This window comes from Catenulispora pinisilvae (assembly GCF_015356865.1).
GTDB classification, from domain to species: Bacteria; Actinomycetota; Actinomycetes; order Streptomycetales; family Catenulisporaceae; genus Catenulispora; species Catenulispora pinisilvae.
This window is the reverse complement of the sequence record NZ_JAAFZA010000053.1, coordinates 21,502-36,970: the sequence shown is the minus strand read 5'-3', so window position 1 is coordinate 36,970 and position 15,469 is coordinate 21,502. Positions and strand designations below refer to the sequence as shown.

Annotated in this window: 14 protein-coding genes; 5 read left to right on the top strand and 9 right to left on the bottom strand. The window is 72.0% G+C overall.

All coding sequences use genetic code 11. From position 1 onward, the window contains the following. Positions 1 to 20: 20 nt before the first annotated feature. A complete protein-coding gene (locus IZR01_RS17065; protein ID WP_194896624.1) occupies positions 21 to 1,034 on the bottom strand; it encodes a tRNA (adenine-N1)-methyltransferase in 1,014 nt (337 codons plus the stop codon). A gap of 54 nt (positions 1,035 to 1,088) precedes the next feature. Beyond that, a complete protein-coding gene (locus IZR01_RS17060; protein WP_194924404.1) occupies positions 1,089 to 2,354 on the bottom strand; it encodes a site-2 protease family protein in 1,266 nt (421 codons plus the stop codon). A gap of 140 nt (positions 2,355 to 2,494) precedes the next feature. Here IZR01_RS17060 and IZR01_RS17055 point away from each other — a divergent pair, with 140 nt between their 5' ends. Then, entirely contained in the window at positions 2,495 to 3,424 is a 930-nt protein-coding gene (locus IZR01_RS17055; RefSeq protein WP_228555237.1) for a RecB family exonuclease, read from the top strand. Positions 3,425 to 3,614: 190 nt separating this feature from the next. Here the strand turns inward: IZR01_RS17055 and IZR01_RS17050 are convergent, their stop codons facing one another. After that, a complete protein-coding gene (locus IZR01_RS17050) occupies positions 3,615 to 4,295 on the bottom strand; it encodes an HAD family hydrolase (RefSeq protein ID WP_194924403.1) in 681 nt (226 codons plus the stop codon). A gap of 260 nt (positions 4,296 to 4,555) precedes the next feature. Between IZR01_RS17050 and IZR01_RS17045 the strand changes: the two genes are divergently transcribed. Then, entirely contained in the window at positions 4,556 to 5,059 is a 504-nt protein-coding gene (locus IZR01_RS17045; RefSeq protein WP_194897951.1) for a cytidine/deoxycytidylate deaminase family protein, read from the top strand. Positions 5,060 to 5,178: 119 nt separating this feature from the next. On the opposite strand, the gene IZR01_RS17040 is transcribed toward IZR01_RS17045, so the two are convergent. After that, positions 5,179 to 5,823: a TetR/AcrR family transcriptional regulator gene (locus IZR01_RS17040; protein WP_194897950.1), complete on the bottom strand. Its 645-nt coding sequence runs from the start codon at positions 5,821 to 5,823 to the stop codon at positions 5,179 to 5,181. Positions 5,824 to 5,911: 88 nt separating this feature from the next. Between IZR01_RS17040 and IZR01_RS17035 the strand changes: the two genes are divergently transcribed. Next, a complete protein-coding gene (locus IZR01_RS17035; RefSeq protein WP_194897949.1) occupies positions 5,912 to 6,277 on the top strand; it encodes an MmcQ/YjbR family DNA-binding protein in 366 nt (121 codons plus the stop codon). Next, positions 6,270 to 6,701 (top strand): SRPBCC family protein, encoded by a 432-nt coding sequence (locus IZR01_RS17030; RefSeq protein ID WP_194897948.1) that lies wholly within the window; start codon positions 6,270 to 6,272, stop codon positions 6,699 to 6,701. Before IZR01_RS17035 ends, IZR01_RS17030 begins: the two co-directional genes overlap by 8 nt. Positions 6,702 to 6,741: 40 nt before the next feature. On the opposite strand, the gene IZR01_RS17025 is transcribed toward IZR01_RS17030, so the two are convergent. Both IZR01_RS17025 and IZR01_RS17020 read right to left on the bottom strand, forming a co-directional pair. Further along, positions 6,742 to 7,437 (bottom strand): response regulator, encoded by a 696-nt coding sequence (locus tag IZR01_RS17025; protein WP_194897947.1) that lies wholly within the window; start codon positions 7,435 to 7,437, stop codon positions 6,742 to 6,744. After that, the gene (locus IZR01_RS17020) at positions 7,434 to 8,597 is read right to left on the bottom strand and encodes a sensor histidine kinase (RefSeq protein WP_228559634.1); all 1,164 of its coding nucleotides are present in this window, start codon (positions 8,595 to 8,597) and stop codon (positions 7,434 to 7,436) included. Before IZR01_RS17020 ends, IZR01_RS17025 begins: the two co-directional genes overlap by 4 nt. 151 nt (positions 8,598 to 8,748) lie before the next feature. On the opposite strand from IZR01_RS17020, the gene IZR01_RS17015 reads away from it, so the two are divergent. After that, positions 8,749 to 9,945 carry a serine hydrolase domain-containing protein gene (locus tag IZR01_RS17015; RefSeq protein ID WP_194924401.1) on the top strand — a complete coding sequence of 399 codons (1,197 nt, stop codon included), beginning with the start codon at positions 8,749 to 8,751 and terminating at the stop codon, positions 9,943 to 9,945. 116 nt (positions 9,946 to 10,061) lie between these two features. On the opposite strand, the gene pyrF is transcribed toward IZR01_RS17015, so the two are convergent. Genes pyrF through carB form a run of 3 tightly spaced genes read right to left on the bottom strand, consistent with a single transcriptional unit; the run spans position 10,062 to position 15,469 of the window. Then, positions 10,062 to 10,895, bottom strand: coding sequence for an orotidine-5'-phosphate decarboxylase (gene pyrF / locus IZR01_RS17010; RefSeq protein ID WP_194924400.1), 834 nt, complete (start codon positions 10,893 to 10,895; stop codon positions 10,062 to 10,064). Between the two features lie 53 nt (positions 10,896 to 10,948). After that, on the bottom strand, positions 10,949 to 12,079 hold the full coding sequence (locus tag IZR01_RS17005) for a quinone-dependent dihydroorotate dehydrogenase (RefSeq protein WP_194924399.1): 1,131 nt from the start codon (positions 12,077 to 12,079) through the stop codon (positions 10,949 to 10,951). A gap of 51 nt (positions 12,080 to 12,130) precedes the next feature. Then, a complete protein-coding gene (gene carB, locus IZR01_RS17000) occupies positions 12,131 to 15,469 on the bottom strand; it encodes a carbamoyl-phosphate synthase large subunit (RefSeq protein ID WP_194897942.1) in 3,339 nt (1,112 codons plus the stop codon).

Genomic DNA, 15,469 nt, shown 5'->3' with positions numbered 1-15,469 from the left:
GTGCGCAGCCCGAAGTACAGCTAGGGCAACACGCGGCGGGCGACGGAGGAGGTCACGGTGCCGTCCTCATTGAACTCCGGGTCGGCGACGCTTCCGGCCGCGGGCGTGGCGCCCTCGGCGGCGTAGTCCGCGGCGTAGGCGCCCTTGGAGGGGCGACGGCGGCGGACCGGCGGGGTGACGCCGTCAGCCAGCCGGCGCGAGGTGACCAGGAACCCGGTGTGGCCGATCATCCGGTGGTCCGGCCGCACCGCCAACCCCTCGACGTGCCAGCCGCGCACCATCGACTCCCAGGGCTGCGGCTCGGTGAAGGCGCCGTGGGCGCGCAGGGCCTCCACGGTGCGCGACAGCTGGGTCGTGGTGGCGACGTAGCAGACGATCACGCCGCCGGGGACCAGGGCCTTGGCGACCGCGTCCACGCAGTCCCAGGGCGCCAGCATGTCCAGGACGACCCGGTCGACCTCCTCGTCGGCCAGCTTCTCCGCGAGGTCGCCGATGGTCAGTTCCCACGCCGGGTGTTCGGCGCCGAAGAAGGAGCGCACGTTCTTCGCCGCGATCTCGGCGAACTCCTCGCGGCGCTCGTAGGAGTGCACACTGCCGGAGTCGCCCACGGCCCGCAGCAGCGAGCAGGTCAGCGCGCCGGAGCCGACGCCGGCCTCGACCACCCGCGCGCCGGGGAAGATGTCGGCCATCTGCACGATCTGGCCGGCGTCCTTGGGATAGACGACGGCGGCGCCTCGCGGCATCGACAGCACGAAGTCGGACAGCAGGGGACGCAGCGCCAGGTACTCGTTGCCGCCGGAGGTCTTCACGACCACGCCCTCGGGGGAGCCGATCAGCTCGTCGTGCTCGAAGGAGCCCTTGTGCGTGTGGTACTGCTTGCCCGGCTGCAAGGTGATCGTGCTCATCCGGCCCTTGGCGTCGGTGAGCTGCACCTGGTCACCGGGCTTGAAGGGGCCGCGACGGTGATCGGCGCCGGTCGGGACGATCGGTTCGCCGGTCGCGACGGTCGGCTCGTGGGAGGGCGTGCTGTCCATCCCTTCAGCCTACCGGCGGTGGTGGGGCGCCTAGACCGGCGTCTTCCGGGGCGTCTAGACCGGCATCTTCCGGGGCGCGGGCGGCGGCCCGGGCGGCTTGCCCAGGAAGGCGGCCTGCACATCGGAGGCCGCCAGCACCCCGACGATCTCCCCGCTCGTCTCGACCACCAGGTACTCCGGCGCCGGGTTGGCCCGCAGCACGTCCAGCAGTTCCTCGCCCATCAGGTCCGCCGTCACTATCAGGCTCGCGTCCAGCGGGTGCGCCACGTCACCGGCCTCGACCCAGGGCCGGCGCTGCTCCGGGGTGGCGATCACCTGGGCCTCGTTCACCAGGCCGGTCGGCCGCTCGTTGCCGTCCACCAGGACGATGCCGCGGGCGTTCACCTCGTGCGCCCGGCGCAGCGCCTCGGCCAGCGGGATCCGGGCGTCGACGCTGATCGCGCGGCGGGTCATCTTGCGGGCCGACAGGCCCGGGATGCGCTCCCGCAGCTTGGCGACCACCAGGGCCTGGGTGGCGCCGTACCAGATGAACATCGCCATGAACACGGCCAGGCCCAGGCCGAAGGGCTGGATGGTGCCGTCGTGGACGTAGATCAGGTTCATCACGATGAACACCGCGATCGCCAGCACCCGGCCGGCCCACGCGGCGGCGACCGTGCCGGCCATCGGGCGGCCGGTGGCCTTCCAGACCGCGGCGCGCAGCAGTTGGCCGCCGTCCAGCGGCAGGCCCGGCAGCATGTTGAAGATGGCGACCAGCAGGTTGGACGCCCAGAACCCGAAGATCAGGGTGGCGGCGACCTTCTGGCCCAGGCTGACCGAGTCCTCGTGCGGGATGGCCTGGTACACGGCGAAGCCGATACCGGCCAGGGCGGCCGAGGTCAGCGGGCCGACGAAGGCGATCCAGAAGGCCTTGCCGGGGCTGTCGGACTCCTTCTCGATCTCCGACACGCCGCCGAGGAAGTGGATGACGATGCGCCGCACCGGCAGCCCCAGGCGCTTGGCCAGGGCCGAGTGCGCGAGCTCGTGAACCACGACGGATCCGTAGAGGAACACGGCGTATGCCAGGGACAGCACATAGCGCCAGCCGCCGAGTTCGTTGCCGAAGTCGTTGGAGGGGTCGGTCGCGTCCCCGGACTGCGGGGCCAGCAGGACCGTGATGAAGGCGGCGACGACGAACCAGGACGGCGAGACGTAGAGCGGGATGCCGAACGGCCGGCCCAGACGCAGACCAGGGCCGCGGACAACCTGAGAGGCGCCGCGTTTGCCGGGCTCGTTCTTGCCCGACTCACCGGTGCTCTGTCCGCCCTCGTCTTCCGCCACGTCTTCGACTCTATGCGCAGCCGAACTTGCAAGACCACTCACCGCGCGGGCGATCTCATCACAGGGGCGTCACGGTGGCGCGTTGAGGGAGGGGGCGGGGTGCGCCGCGATGTCGGTACCGCCGAGTAGGGTCCAGGCCCATGGACGCTTTGGACGCACCCGCCGCTGAAGCCACGGAGCCCTCGGCCACGGCCCTGACCACCATCCCGCTCCCGATGGCGCTGTCGCCGTCCCGGGCGTCCGACTTCATGACCTGCCCGCTGCTGTTCCGCTTCCGCGTCATCGACAAGCTCCCGGAACGCAAGAGCGCGGCGGCGACCCGCGGCACCCTGGTCCACGCGGTCCTGGAGCACCTCTTCGACCTGCCGACCGGCCAGCGCACCCCGACCTCGGCCTCCAGCCTGCTCTCCCCGGAGTGGGAGCGCATGGTCCAGGCCGACCCGGAACTGAAGGCGCTCGCCGAGGAGGCCGGCGGCGACGAGGCCTGGCTGGCCGGCGCCGTGGACCTGCTGGAGCGCTACTTCCGCCTGGAGGACCCCAACCGCCTGGAGCCGGCCGAGCGCGAACTGTTCGTCCACGCCCGCGTCGCCGACGGCCTCCTGCTGCGCGGCTTCGTCGACCGCCTCGACGTGGCCCCCAACGGCGCGATCCGAGTCGTGGACTACAAAACCGGCCGCGCACCGGGCCCGGCCTTCGAAGGCAAAGCCCTGTTCCAGATGAAGTTCTACGCACTGGTCCTGTGGAAGACCCGCGGCGTGGTCCCCCGCCGCCTGCAACTGATGTATCTCGGCGGCGAAAGCCAGATCGTCACCTACGACCCCGACGAAGGCGACCTGCGCGCCACCGAACGCAAAGTCGCCGCTCTCTGGAGCGCGATCCGCGCCGCCGCCGAACGCGGCGAATGGCGCCCGAACCCCTCGCGCCTGTGCGACTGGTGCGACCACAAGGCGCTGTGCCCGGAGTTCGGCGGAACGCCGCCGACGCTGCCGCCGGTCGAGGTGGTCCAGGCTTCGGAGGCGGTGCCGGGGCAACGAGGGCGGGCTGTGGCGGCGGAGGGTGAGGGCGAGTAGGGACTGGTTGGCAAACCAGGTCCCTGATTCGCGGCACCGATTCCGCGCGCCGAGCAAGACGACTTGCTCGGCGCCGAGAACGGGCTTTTCGACAAGCACCGCACAGTGCTTTCGCATCCGCGCCTCATTGTGGTGCCCGAGGTTACTGACTTCGGGCGGCGGGCATCAGTCCGCAGTACTGCCCGGCCAGTTATCTGTCGTCCGACGTCCGCTCGTCGAACAACCCCCGCAGGAAGGCCAGGTTCACCCGCCGCAGCGAGTCCACGATCGTCACCCGCTCGCGCGCGGCCACCTCCGCGGCGTGCGGCACGGCGATCACCCGGCAGCCCGCGGCGTGGCCGGCGGCGGCGCCGGTCGGCGAGTCCTCCAGGACCACGCAGCGCGCCGGGTCGACGTCCAGGTGCCGGGCCGCGAGCAGGTAGGGGTCCGGGTTGGGCTTGCCGAGTTCCACGTCGTCGCCGGAGACGGTGACCCGGAAGTGGTCGGGGCCGATCAGCGGCAGGCAGGCGTCGACGATGCGGCGGGAGGAGGCCGAGACCAGGGCCAGCGGCAGGCCGGCGGCCTCCAGCTCCACCAGCAGGTCCTTGGCGCCGGGCATCATCGGGACGCCGTCGCGCAGGCGCTCGACCATGGCGGTCTCGATGCCGGCGGCGAACTCGGCGGCGCCGACCGGGTGGCCGGTGAGCTCCAGGAGGTAGGCCGTCGAGACCTCTATCGGCTTGCCCAGGACGTGCGGGTAGTGCTCGGGGCCCAGGGTGATCCCGTAGGCGGCGAGCAGGTCCTGCTCGGCTTGGAACCAGGTGGGCTCGGAGTCGATGAGCAGACCGTCCATGTCGAACAGGACGGCCGCCGGCGGTATGGGGTGGAGCATGCCGATCAAGATACCAATCCGCGCCCCCGGCGCTTCGCCCGATCGTACGGCGGCTTGGCGCCGAACCCGAGAAACGGCGCCGCACCGCGACTACTGTTGGGACTTGTGACCACAGACAGTGCCGTCTCCGTCAGCCACCGCGGCCCGGTCACCCCCTACCGTCCCGCGTCCCGCGCCTCCCCCACTCCGGCCGCACGGCCGCGCCCGCCCTGGGCCGGCACCCACCCACCGGACCCGATCAGAACCGAGGGCTTTGGAAAGTGACCACCACCGACGCCGCCTCCGCTCATCCGTCCTTCTCGGCCCGCACCCGCGGCGAGGACCGGGAATGGCTCAGTACCGCCGTCGACCTCGCCTGGCGCTGCCCGCCGGCGCCGCGCGCGTTCAACGTCGGGGCGCTGATCATCGACGCCGACGACCGCGAGCTGGCCCGCGGCTGGTCCCGCGACACCGACGAGCACGTCCACGCCGAGGAGTCGGCCCTGGCCCGGGTGGCGCCGGGCCATCCGCGGCTGCCCGGCGCGACCGTCTACTCCTCGCTGGAGCCCTGCTCGGTCCGCAAGTCACGGCCGGTCAGCTGCACCCAGCTGATCATCGACTCCGGCATCCGCCGCGTGGTGTTCGCCTGGCGCGAGCCCTCCCTGCTGGTCGAGGACTGCCAGGGCGCGGAGTTGTTGCGCGCCGCCGGGATCGAGGTCGTGGAGTTCCCGGAGTTCGCGCCGATGGTCCAGGCCGCGAACGCGCAGCTGCTCGGCGGGGGCTGAGGCTCCATTCCGATCCGGCGGGGCGGCTCCGCTTGCGCGCCGCCGCCCTACTCGCGCACCGACGGCCCTGCGTACAGCGACAGTCCTGTGTACACCGACAGTCCTGTGCACCGACCGCCCTACGCGCGCACCGACCGCCGTACCGCGGTCCGCACCGCGCGCCGCGCCGCCACCCGCGCGGCCGGCCCCAAGTCGTCCAGGTACTCCAGCAGGGCGCCGAGCTGATCCAGGGCCCGGAACGCCGCCTGGTCCCCTTCCGGATCGACCGCGGCCAGCAGCTCCATCCCGATGAACGACGCGGCCACCGCGCGCGCCAGCCCCGGCACGTCGGCCACCTCCCCCAGCGGGGAGTCCGCCAGCACCCGGGTCAGCACCTGCTCGATCTCCACGGTCCACAACCCCAGCGCGTCGCGGGTCGCGGCGGCGAACGCCGGGTTGGTCTGGGCCCCGGCCAGCATCTGTCCCAGCACCGTGACGTTGCCGTTCGCGCTCTCCCGCAGGTGCAGCTCCCGGCCGACCCGCTGCAACTCCCGCAGGGTCCGGACTCGCCCGAACCGCTCCCGATACCCGGCCACCTGCTGCTCGGTCGACCAGATGGCCGCCGCGGCCAGCAGCTCGTCGACACTGCCGAAGTGGTAGAACACCAGCGCCTGGTTCACCCCGGCGGCCGCCGCGATGGTGCGGGCCGACACCCCGGCGATGCCCTGGGTCCGCAGCGCCTCGATCGTGCCGTGCAGCAGGCGGTCCCGGGTGTCGGTGCTCATGCCGCGACGCTACCGGATCGCACAAGGGTTCGTTGAGCGGCCGCTCAACGGGCTCGACGCTGTCGGTGCGGACCGTGAGGATGGGGTCATGACGCCCGAAGAGACGGCCGTCCTCGAACGGCTCCGCGCCATCTGCCTGGCGCTCCCCGAAGTCGAGGAGCGCCAGAGCCACGGCGAACCGACCTGGTTCATCCGCGGCAAGCGCACGCTGGTGATGTTCTGCGACCACCACCACGGCGCGCGCCTGGGCTTCTGGTGCCCGGCCGCCGAAGGCGTGCAGGAGCTGCGGATCGAGCAGGACCCGGACACGTTCTACCGGCCGCCGTACGTGGGCGTCCGGGGCTGGCTCGGCGTCAACCTCGACGACGACCCGGACTGGGACGACGTCCAGGACATGGTCCGGGACGCCTACCGCAAGGTGGCGCCGAAGACGCTGGTGGCCCGCCTTGACTGAGCTCAGGGTGTCGCAGGACATCGCGGTCCCGGCCGAGCGGGCCTGGGAGGCGATCGCGGACTGGGAGTCGCAGGGCACGTGGATGGTCGCGACGAAGGTGCGCGGGACGGCGAGCGCGGTCGGCGGCCGGCTGGAGGGCTGGACCGGGATCGGGCCGCTGGGCTTCCTGGACACGATGACGGTCACCGAGTGGGAGCCGCCCCGCCGCTGCGTGGTCGAGCACACCGGGCACGTGGTGCGCGGGACCGGCGGGTTCGAGGTGGCGCGGCTGGGGACCGGTGGATGCCGGGTGACCTGGTGGGAGCGGGTGGAGCTGCCGCTGGGGGTACTGGGGAAGATCGGGTGGCTGGCCATCGGGCCGACGACCAGGCTGTTCTTCAAGGTCTCGCTCGGCCGGCTCAAGCGCGTTCTGGAGACCGGCTGATCGCCCGCCGCACAGCCGGACCAGCTGGGCCGGGCGGCACTCACGTCCAGGGGCTCATCAGCCCGCTCTGGTAAGCGATGACGACGGCCTGCGCGCGGTCCCGGGCTCCGATCTTGGCGAGGATCCGCTTCACGTGGGTCTTCGCGGTGGACTCCGCGATCACGAGCAGGTCGGCGATCTCGGCGTTGGCGTGGCCTTCGGCGACCAGCCGGAGCACCTGCGTCTCCCGCTCGGTCAGGCGGTCCAGTCCGCGCCGCCGCCACTGGGCCGCCGCCCGGGCCGGAGCCGTCTGCCGGGCCGCCCCGGCCGCGCTCAGCTCGACGAACCGTCGGACGAGGTCCCGGGTCACCGCCGGGTCCAGCAGCGCCTCGCCGGCCGCGACCGTGTGGACGGCCTCGATCAGCCGCTCGGGCGGGGAACGCTTGAGCAGGAAGCCGCTGGCACCGGCCTGGAGCGCGCCCCACACGTACTCGTCGTGGTGGAACGTGGTGAGCACGAGGATCCGCGTGGGCAGCGCGGCCGCGACGATGCGGCCGGTGGCCTCGATGCCGTCGACGCCGGGCATCCGCACGTCCATCAGGACGACGTCCGGCTCCAGGGACCGGCACAGCTCGACGGCCCGCAGCCCGTCCGCCGCCTCGCCGACCACCTCGACGTCGTCCGCGGTGCCCAGGACGACGGCGACGCCGGCCCGAAGGAGGGCGTCGTCATCGGCCACCAGGACCCGGACGGTCATGGCACCGGGAGCACGGCCCGCAGCCGGAACCCGCCCCGGTCGCCGCCGGACTCGACGCTGCCGTGCTCGATGCCGCCGTGCTCGACGCTGCCCCCGAACGCCGCGACCCGCTCGGCGATGCCCAGCAGCCCGCGCCCGGGAAGGTAGCCGGCCGGACTGCCGCGGCCGTCGTCGCAGACCTCGATGTCCAGGGCCCGCCCGTCGTGGCGGAGGGTGACCCTCGCCGACTTGGCGCCGCCGTGCTTCAGCGCGTTGGTCAGCGCCTCCTGGACGATCCGGTAGGCCGACAGGTCCATGCTCGGGATCACTTCGGACGCCGACGGGTCCATCCGGACCCTCACCTGGACCCCGGCCTGCGCCATCCGCTCGACCAGCCGGGGCAGCTCCGCGATACCGGGCGCGGTGCCGAGAGAGTCACTGAGGCCGGCCGGCTCGTGCCGCCGCAACAGGCCGAGCACCCGGTCCAGTTCGGTGAGCGCGTCCCGGCCGATGTGCTCCAGCCCCGTCAGGAGCTCGCGGGTCTTCGCCGGATCCCGGTCCAGGACCCGCCGGCCCGCGCCGGCCTGCACCACCATCACGTTGACCGTGTGCCCGATCAGGTCGTGCAACTCGCGCGCCAGCCGCAGCCGCTCGTCGGCCACCGCCGCCCGCCGCACCGCCTGGCGGGCCGCCCGCTGTTCCTCGTGCCGCCGGGCCGCGCCGTACCCGACGGCCCAGGCGAGCCACCAGGTGAACAGCACACCGGCGGGCATGGTGAGCGTGGCGGACGGGAACTTCGCGAAGTAGGCGACGACGCCGGGGATCAGGATCAGCGGTCCCCAGCGAGCCCGGCTCCGCGTCGCGTACAGGCCGAGGGAGTACAGACAGACCAGGTTCGCGTAGGGCGAGATCGGGCTGGGGGCGATCCACAGCGCCTCCGCGATCAGCGCCGTCGAGCCGACGATGTAGCCCGCGTACGGCACTCGGCGGCGGAACGCCACACCGCCGGCCATGACCACGCTCAGCGCGACCGCGGCCGACAACCGCTCCCCCGACAGCATCCGGGCCCGCTCGACGACCATCGCGGCCAGGAACGCGGCGGCGAGCGCCGCGTCGGCGACGTCCTCGGGGACCCGGCGCAGAGCACGCGTCGCAGCGCCCGTCACGTCCACCGTCTGCATCAGCACGCTTCAGACCCTAAACGCCTGCGCGGCCGCAGCCGTCCCCCCACGGGGGTATGGACGGTGACCCCGGTGGGGGGGCGGTCTGTGTCCCCGATCTCACTAGCGTCCCTGTCAGCGATACGCCGACGACCAGAAAGCGAGATCGACCATGCGCTGGAAGACACTGAATCACACCGGGCCCGCGATCCTCCTCACGGCGGCTGTCGGGCTGGCGGTGGCCGCACCTGCCAGCGCCGACGCCGGCAACAGCGCCGACGCCGGCACCGGCGCGGCCCAAGGAAGCTCGCGGCCTGCCAGCGTCCTGCAACAGGAAGCGGACGCGATCCACACCGCCGGGGCGCCCGGTGTGCTGGTCACGGTGACCACGCCGAACGGGCGTCAGACCGTGCGGGCCGGCGTGGCCGACACCGCCACCGGAGCGCCGGTGCCGCTCGATGCCCGGTTCCGGATCGGCAGCGCGACCAAGAGTTTCGTCGCCACGGTCGTGCTCCAACTCGTCGGCGAGGGGCGGCTGTCGTTGTCGGACCCGGTCGACCGCTGGCTGCCGGGGGTGGTGACGGGCAACGGCAACGACGGCAGCCGGATCACCGTCAAGGAACTGCTCCAGCACACCTCGGGCATCTACGACTTCGCCCACGACCTGCCCGAGATAGCCACCGCCGCCGGCTACCAGGCCGGCCGTCTCGACGTCTACACGCCGGCCCAGCTGGTGGCGATGGCGATGAAGCACCAGCCGACCTTCCCGCCGGGCACCGGCACCTCGTACTCGAACACCAACTACGTCCTGCTCGGCATGATCATCAACCGGGTCACCGGCCAGACCTGGGCCCACGAGGTCCAGGCCCGGATCATCGGGCCGCTGGGACTGCGCCACACCGTGATTCCGGGCACGGTTCCGTACATCCGCGGCCCACACGCCGAGGGCTACTCGACCTTCGGCGGCACCGACCCGGTGGACGTCACCGTGCTCAACCCGAGCATGATCGACGCGGCCGGATCGATCATCAGCACCACCGGCGACCTGGGCCGCTTCTACACGGCCCTGACCGGCGGCCGCCTGCTGGCCCCGGCCCAGCTCGCGGCCATGGAGACCACCATCCCGGCGGCCCAGCTGAGCGTCTTCTGGCCGGGTGCCCGCTACGGCCTGGGCCTGGCCTGGTTCCCGCTCTCCTGCGGCGGCGGCTACTTCGGCCACCCCGGCGGCGTCCCCGGCTACCAGACCTGGGACGCCGTCGCCCCCGGCACCGGCCGCGCCGTCGTCGTCTCCAGCACCGGCGACGGCAGCCAGGACATCCAGCTGGCCACCAACGCCCTGGTGGACCGGGAGCTGTGCCGCGCGGGGTAGTTCCGGGCCGAGAAGTGAGCCCGGGAGTAAGCCCAGGGGAAGTGAGCCCGGGGCCGGTCCTGCCGATCGAGGATCAGCAGCCCTGATCCTCGATCGGATGATCGGCGGGACGAGCCCTAGTCCAGAATCCCCCGCAGCTCCTCCACTGTCCGAGCCGCCGCGTCCCGCAGGCCGGCCACCGAAGGCCCGCTCCGCAGGATCTCGCGGCTGCTCGCCGGCACCACGTTCCGCGCCCCGCCCCCGAAGATCCGCTTCACGTCCGCGGCCGTCGCCCCCTGCGCGCCGATGCCGGGCACCAGGTAGGCGCCGTTCAGACCCGACAGGTCGAAGCTCGGCGTCTCGACGGTGCCGCCGACCACCACGCCGATCGGTCCCATCGGCGAGGCGTCGCCGTTGCGCGCGGCGGCGGCCGCGATGATCTCCTCGGCGACCGTCCGGCCCGAAGCGCCGACCGCGCCCTGGACCTGCGCGCCCTCGGGGTTCGAGGTCAGCCCGAGCACGAACACGCCCGCGTTGTTCTTCTCGGCCAGCGTGTACAGCGGCTCCAGGGAACCGAAGCCCAGGTAAGGGCTGGCGGTCAGGGCGTCTGAGAACAGCGGCGAGGTCGGGTCGAGATAGGCGTCCGCGTAGGCCGCCACCGTCGAGCCGATGTCCCCGCGCTTGGCATCCATGATCACCACGGCGCCGGCCGAGCGCGCGTCGGCGACGGTCCGCTCCAGCACCGCGATCCCCCGGCTGCCGAAGCGCTCGAAGAACGCCGACTGCGGCTTGAGCGCCGCGACCCGGTCGGCGAGGGCTTCGACCACCGTAAAGGAGAACCTCTCCAGCCCCGCGACGTCGTCGGTCAGGCCCCACTGCGCCAAGAGCGAGCTGTGCGGGTCGATGCCCGCGCACAGCGGCCCCCGCGTGTCCAGAGCCATCCGCAGGCGGGCGCCGAACGTTGATGCCATGACGACTCTCCTTCTTGTATACGCGCTCTTGTATACGTGTGCTTGTCTACGTATTACGAGACGCGGGCCGCCTCGACGGCGTCGCGCAGGTTCGTGTAGCCGCCGGCCCGGACCTTCTCGGCGATCCCGCGGTTGATCCGCGACGCCCAGGCCGGCCCCTCGTAGATGAAGCCGGTGTAGCCCTGCACCAGGTCGGCACCGGCGACCAGGCGCTGCCAGGCGTCCCCGACGGTCTCGACGCCACCGACCGAGATCAACACCAGCTGGCCCGAGGTCCGCGCTCGCAGCCGCTTCAGGACCTCCAGCGAGCGCTCCTTCAGCGGCGCGCCCGACAGACCGCCGCCACCGGCCGTCTCGACCTTCTCAGCGGCCGACTTCAGCCCCTCGCGGCCGATCGTCGTGTTGGTCGCGATGATGCCGTCCAGGTGCAGCTCCAGCGCCAGGTCCGCGACCGCGTCGATGTCGGCGTCGGCCAGGTCCGGGGCGATCTTCACCAGCAGCGGGACCCGCCGGCCCGGGACCACCTCGTCGGCCGCCGCGCGCACCGCCTTGAGCAGCGGCCGCAGCACCTCGACTGCTTGCAGGCTGCGCAGGCCCGGGGTGTTCGGCGAGGAGACGTTGACGACCAGGTAGTCGGCGTACGGCGCCAGCAGCTTGGTGGACACCACGTAGTCGGTGGCCGCCTCGTCCTCCGGCACGATCTTCGTCTTGCCGATGTTGACCCCGACCACCGGCGGCACCTTGTCCCAGCGCTCGGGCTTGGCCACCCGCCGCTTGAGCCGGCGCGCGACCTCCTCGGCGCCGCCGTTGTTGAAGCCCATGCGGTTCACCACCGCGCGGTCGGCGATCAGCCGGGCCAGCCGGGGCTGCTCGTTGCCGGGCTGGCCCTGGCCGGTCACGGTGCCGATCTCCACCGAGCCGAAGCCGAGCGCGGCCAGCACGTCGATGCCCTCGGCGTTCTTGTCGAAGCCGGCGGCCAGCCCGAAGGGGGCCGGGAACCCGACGCCGAACACGGTCTGCTTCAGGACCGTGTCGTGCGCCGGGAACAGCCGCTCCAGCAGCGCCAGGCCGCTTCCGGCGGGCAGCGCGCCGACCGCCCGGATCGCGCCGAAGCCGAGGCGGTGCGCCTGCTCGGCATCCATCCGACGGAACACCAGGTTGAACAGTTTCGGATAGATCCTCACCTCAGGCACCTCTCTCAGTTCGACGCGACCACAGACCTGCGCGAGAAGATCTCAGTCCGCGGCGCGCGCCGGGTCCGAGGCCGCCGCCCGCGAGGCGTTGATCTTGTCCGCGTACTCCTGCAGCGACCCGATCCCGATCTCGCCGCGCTGCAACGCCTCGATCCCGTGCACGGCCGCCGCGAAGCCCTGGACCGTGGTGATGCACGGCTTGCCGGCCTGCACCGCCGCGGTCCGGATCTCGTAGCCGTCCAGCCGCGAGCCCACCCCGAACGGGGTGTTCACGATCAGGTCGATCCCGCCGTCCACGATCATCTGCACGATCGTCGGCTCGCCGTCCGGGCCGGTCCCCTGCGACAGCTTGCGCACCGTGGTCGCCGGGATCCCGTTGCGGCGCAGCACGTCGGCGGTGCCGTCGGTGGCCAGGATCTCGAAGCCCAGGTCGTGCAGCGCCTTGACCGGGAACACCATGGAGCGCTTGTCGCGGTTGGCCACCGAGACGAACGCCTTGCCGCGCAGCGGCAGCGAGCCGTAGGCGCCGGCCTGGGACTTGGCGAAGGCCTTGCCGAAGTCGGCGTCGATCCCCATCACCTCGCCGGTGGAGCGCATCTCCGGGCCGAGGATGACGTCCACGCCCTGCCCGTCCGGGGTCCGGAACCGGGACCACGGCATGACCGCCTCCTTCACCGAGATCGGCGAGTCCGAGGGCAGCGTGCCGCCGTCGCCCTCGCGCGGCAGCAGGCCCTCGGCCCGCAGCTCGGCCACGGTGGCGCCCATCCCGATCCGGGCCGCGGCCTTGGCCAGCGGCACCGCGGTGGCCTTGGCCACGAACGGCACCGTGCGCGAGGCGCGCGGGTTGGCCTCCAGCACGTACAGGATGTCGCCGGCCAGCGCGTACTGGATGTTGATCAGGCCCCGGACGCCGACGCCGCGGGCGATCGCCTCGGTGGAGGCGCGCAGCCGCTTGATGTCGTGCCCGCCCAGGGTGATCGGCGGCAGCGCGCAGGCCGAGTCGCCGGAGTGGATCCCGGCCTCCTCGATGTGCTCCATCACGCCGCCGAGGTAGAGCTCCTCGCCGTCGAACAGCGCGTCCACGTCGATCTCGATCGCGTCGTCCAGGAACCGGTCGACCAGCACCGGGTGCTCCGGCGAGATCTGGGTGGCGCGCTCGATGTAGCCGTGGAGCATGGCCTCGTCGTAGACGATCTCCATGCCCCGCCCGCCCAGCACGTAGGACGGCCGGACCAGCACCGGATAGCCGATCTCGTCGGCGATCGCCTTGGCCTCGGCGAAGGAGAACGCGGTGCCGTGCTTGGGGGCCGGCAGCCCGGCCTCGGCCAGCACCCGCCCGAAGGCGCCGCGGTCCTCGGCCAGGTGGATGGCCTCCGGCGAGGTGCCGACCACCGGCACCCCGGCGTCCTTCAGCGACTGCGCCAGGCCCAGCGGGGTCTGGCCGCCGAGCTGCACGATCACCCCGGCCACGGGCCCGGCGGCCCGCTCGGCGTCCACGATCTCCAGCACGTCCTCCAGCGTCAGCGGCTCGAAGTAGAGCCGGTCGGAGGTGTCGTAGTCGGTGGAGACGGTCTCCGGGTTGCAGTTGACCATCACGGTCTCGTAGCCGGCGTCCCGCAGCGCGAAGGAGGCGTGCACGCAGGAGTAGTCGAACTCGATGCCCTGCCCGATCCGGTTGGGACCGGAGCCCAGGATGATCACCGCCGGCTTGCCGCGCGGCTCGACCTCGGTCTCCTCGTCGTAGGACGAGTAGTGGTACGGGGTCTTCGCGGCGAACTCCGCGGCGCAGGTGTCGACGGTCTTGTAGACCGGCCGCACGCCCAGCGAGTGCCGCAGCTCGCGGACCACCGACTCGGTCAGGTTCCGGATGTCGGCGATCTGCTTGTCGGAGAAGCCGGTCCGCTTGACCCGGTGCAGCAGCGCGGGCGAGAGGCGCTCGGCGTCGCGCAGCTCGCAGGCGGTCTCGTGGATCAGCAGCACCTGGTCCAGGAACCAGGGGTCGATCTTGGTGGACTCGTGCAGCTCGGAGATGGAGGCGCCGGCCCGGTAGGCCTCGATGAGCAGGTTGACCCGGCCGTCGGTGGGCCGCGCGGCCTCGGCCAGGACCGTCGCCTTGTCCCGGACCGGACCGACCCAGGTGAACTCCGAGCCCTTCTTCTCCAGTGAGCGCAACGCCTTCTGGAGCGCCTCGGGGAAGGAGCGGCCGATGGCCATGGCCTCGCCGACCGACTTCATGGTGGTGGTCAGGGTGCTGTCGGCGGCCGGGAACTTCTCGAAGGCGAACCGCGGCACCTTCACCACCACGTAGTCCAGCGCCGGCTCGAAGGAGGCCGGGGTCTGCTGGGTGATGTCGTTCGGGATCTCGTCCAGGGTGTAGCCGACGGCCAGCCGGGCGGCGATCTTGGCGATCGGGAACCCGGTGGCCTTGGAGGCCAGGGCCGAGGAGCGGGACACCCGCGGGTTCATCTCGATGACGATGATCCGGCCGTCCTCCGGGTTCACCGCGAACTGGATGTTGCAGCCGCCGGTGTCGACGCCGACCGCGCGGATCACCGCGATGCCGACGTCGCGCAGTTCCTGGTACTCCCGGTCGGTCAGGGTCATCGCCGGGGCCACGGTGATCGAGTCGCCGGTGTGCACGCCCATCGGGTCGAAGTTCTCGATGGAGCAGACCACGACGACGTTGTCGTTCTTGTCCCGCATCAACTCCAGCTCGTACTCCTTCCAGCCCAGGATGGACTCCTCCAGGAGCACCTCGGTGGTCGGCGAGAGCGCCAGGCCCGTGCCGGCGATGCGGCGCAGCTCGGCCTCGTCGTGGGCGAAGCCGGAGCCGGCGCCGCCCATCGTGAAGGAGGGTCGGACCACGACCGGGTAGCCGCCGAGTTCGTCGACGCCGGCCAGGCAGTCCTCCATGGAGTGGCAGATGACCGAGTTCGCGCTGTGCGCGTTCAGCCCGGTCTCGCCGATGGCGTCGACGATCCGCTTGAACTTCTCGCGGTCCTCGCCGGACTGGATCGCGGCGATGTTGGCGCCGATCAGCTCGACGTTGTACTTGTCCAGGACGCCGTTCTCGGCCAGCGCGACCGCGGTGTTCAGCGCGGTCTGGCCGCCCAGCGTGGGCAGCAGCGCGTCCGGGCGCTCCTTGGCGATGATCTTCTCGACGAACTCCGGGGTGATCGGCTCGACGTAGGTGGCGTCGGCGACCTCCGGGTCGGTCATGATCGTCGCCGGATTCGAGTTGACCAGGATCACCCGCAGTCCCTCGGCGCGCAGCACGCGACAGGCCTGGGTGCCGGAGTAGTCGAACTCGGCGGCCTGGCCGATGACGATCGGGCCGGAGCCGACGACGAGGACGGACTTCAGATCTTCACGCTTCGGCAT

Bases quoted from the DNA above. Each gene is read 5' to 3' on its own strand.
- pyrF (WP_194924400.1), bottom strand. From the start codon at position 10,895: ATGGCATCAACGTTCGGCGCCCGCCTGCGGATGGCTCTGGACACGCGG.
- IZR01_RS17025 (WP_194897947.1), bottom strand. From the start codon at position 7,437: ATGACCGTCCGGGTCCTGGTGGCCGATGACGACGCCCTCCTTCGGGCC.
- IZR01_RS17015 (WP_194924401.1), top strand. From the start codon at position 8,749: ATGCGCTGGAAGACACTGAATCACACCGGGCCCGCGATCCTCCTCACG.
- IZR01_RS17020 (WP_228559634.1), bottom strand. From the start codon at position 8,597: ATGCAGACGGTGGACGTGACGGGCGCTGCGACGCGTGCTCTGCGCCGG.
- IZR01_RS17050 (WP_194924403.1), bottom strand. From the start codon at position 4,295: ATGCTCCACCCCATACCGCCGGCGGCCGTCCTGTTCGACATGGACGGT.
- IZR01_RS17035 (WP_194897949.1), top strand. From the start codon at position 5,912: ATGACGCCCGAAGAGACGGCCGTCCTCGAACGGCTCCGCGCCATCTGC.
- carB (WP_194897942.1), bottom strand. From the start codon at position 15,469: ATGCCGAAGCGTGAAGATCTGAAGTCCGTCCTCGTCGTCGGCTCCGGC.
- IZR01_RS17040 (WP_194897950.1), bottom strand. From the start codon at position 5,823: ATGAGCACCGACACCCGGGACCGCCTGCTGCACGGCACGATCGAGGCG.
- IZR01_RS17055 (WP_228555237.1), top strand. From the start codon at position 2,495: ATGGACGCTTTGGACGCACCCGCCGCTGAAGCCACGGAGCCCTCGGCC.
- IZR01_RS17065 (WP_194896624.1), bottom strand. From the start codon at position 1,034: ATGGACAGCACGCCCTCCCACGAGCCGACCGTCGCGACCGGCGAACCG.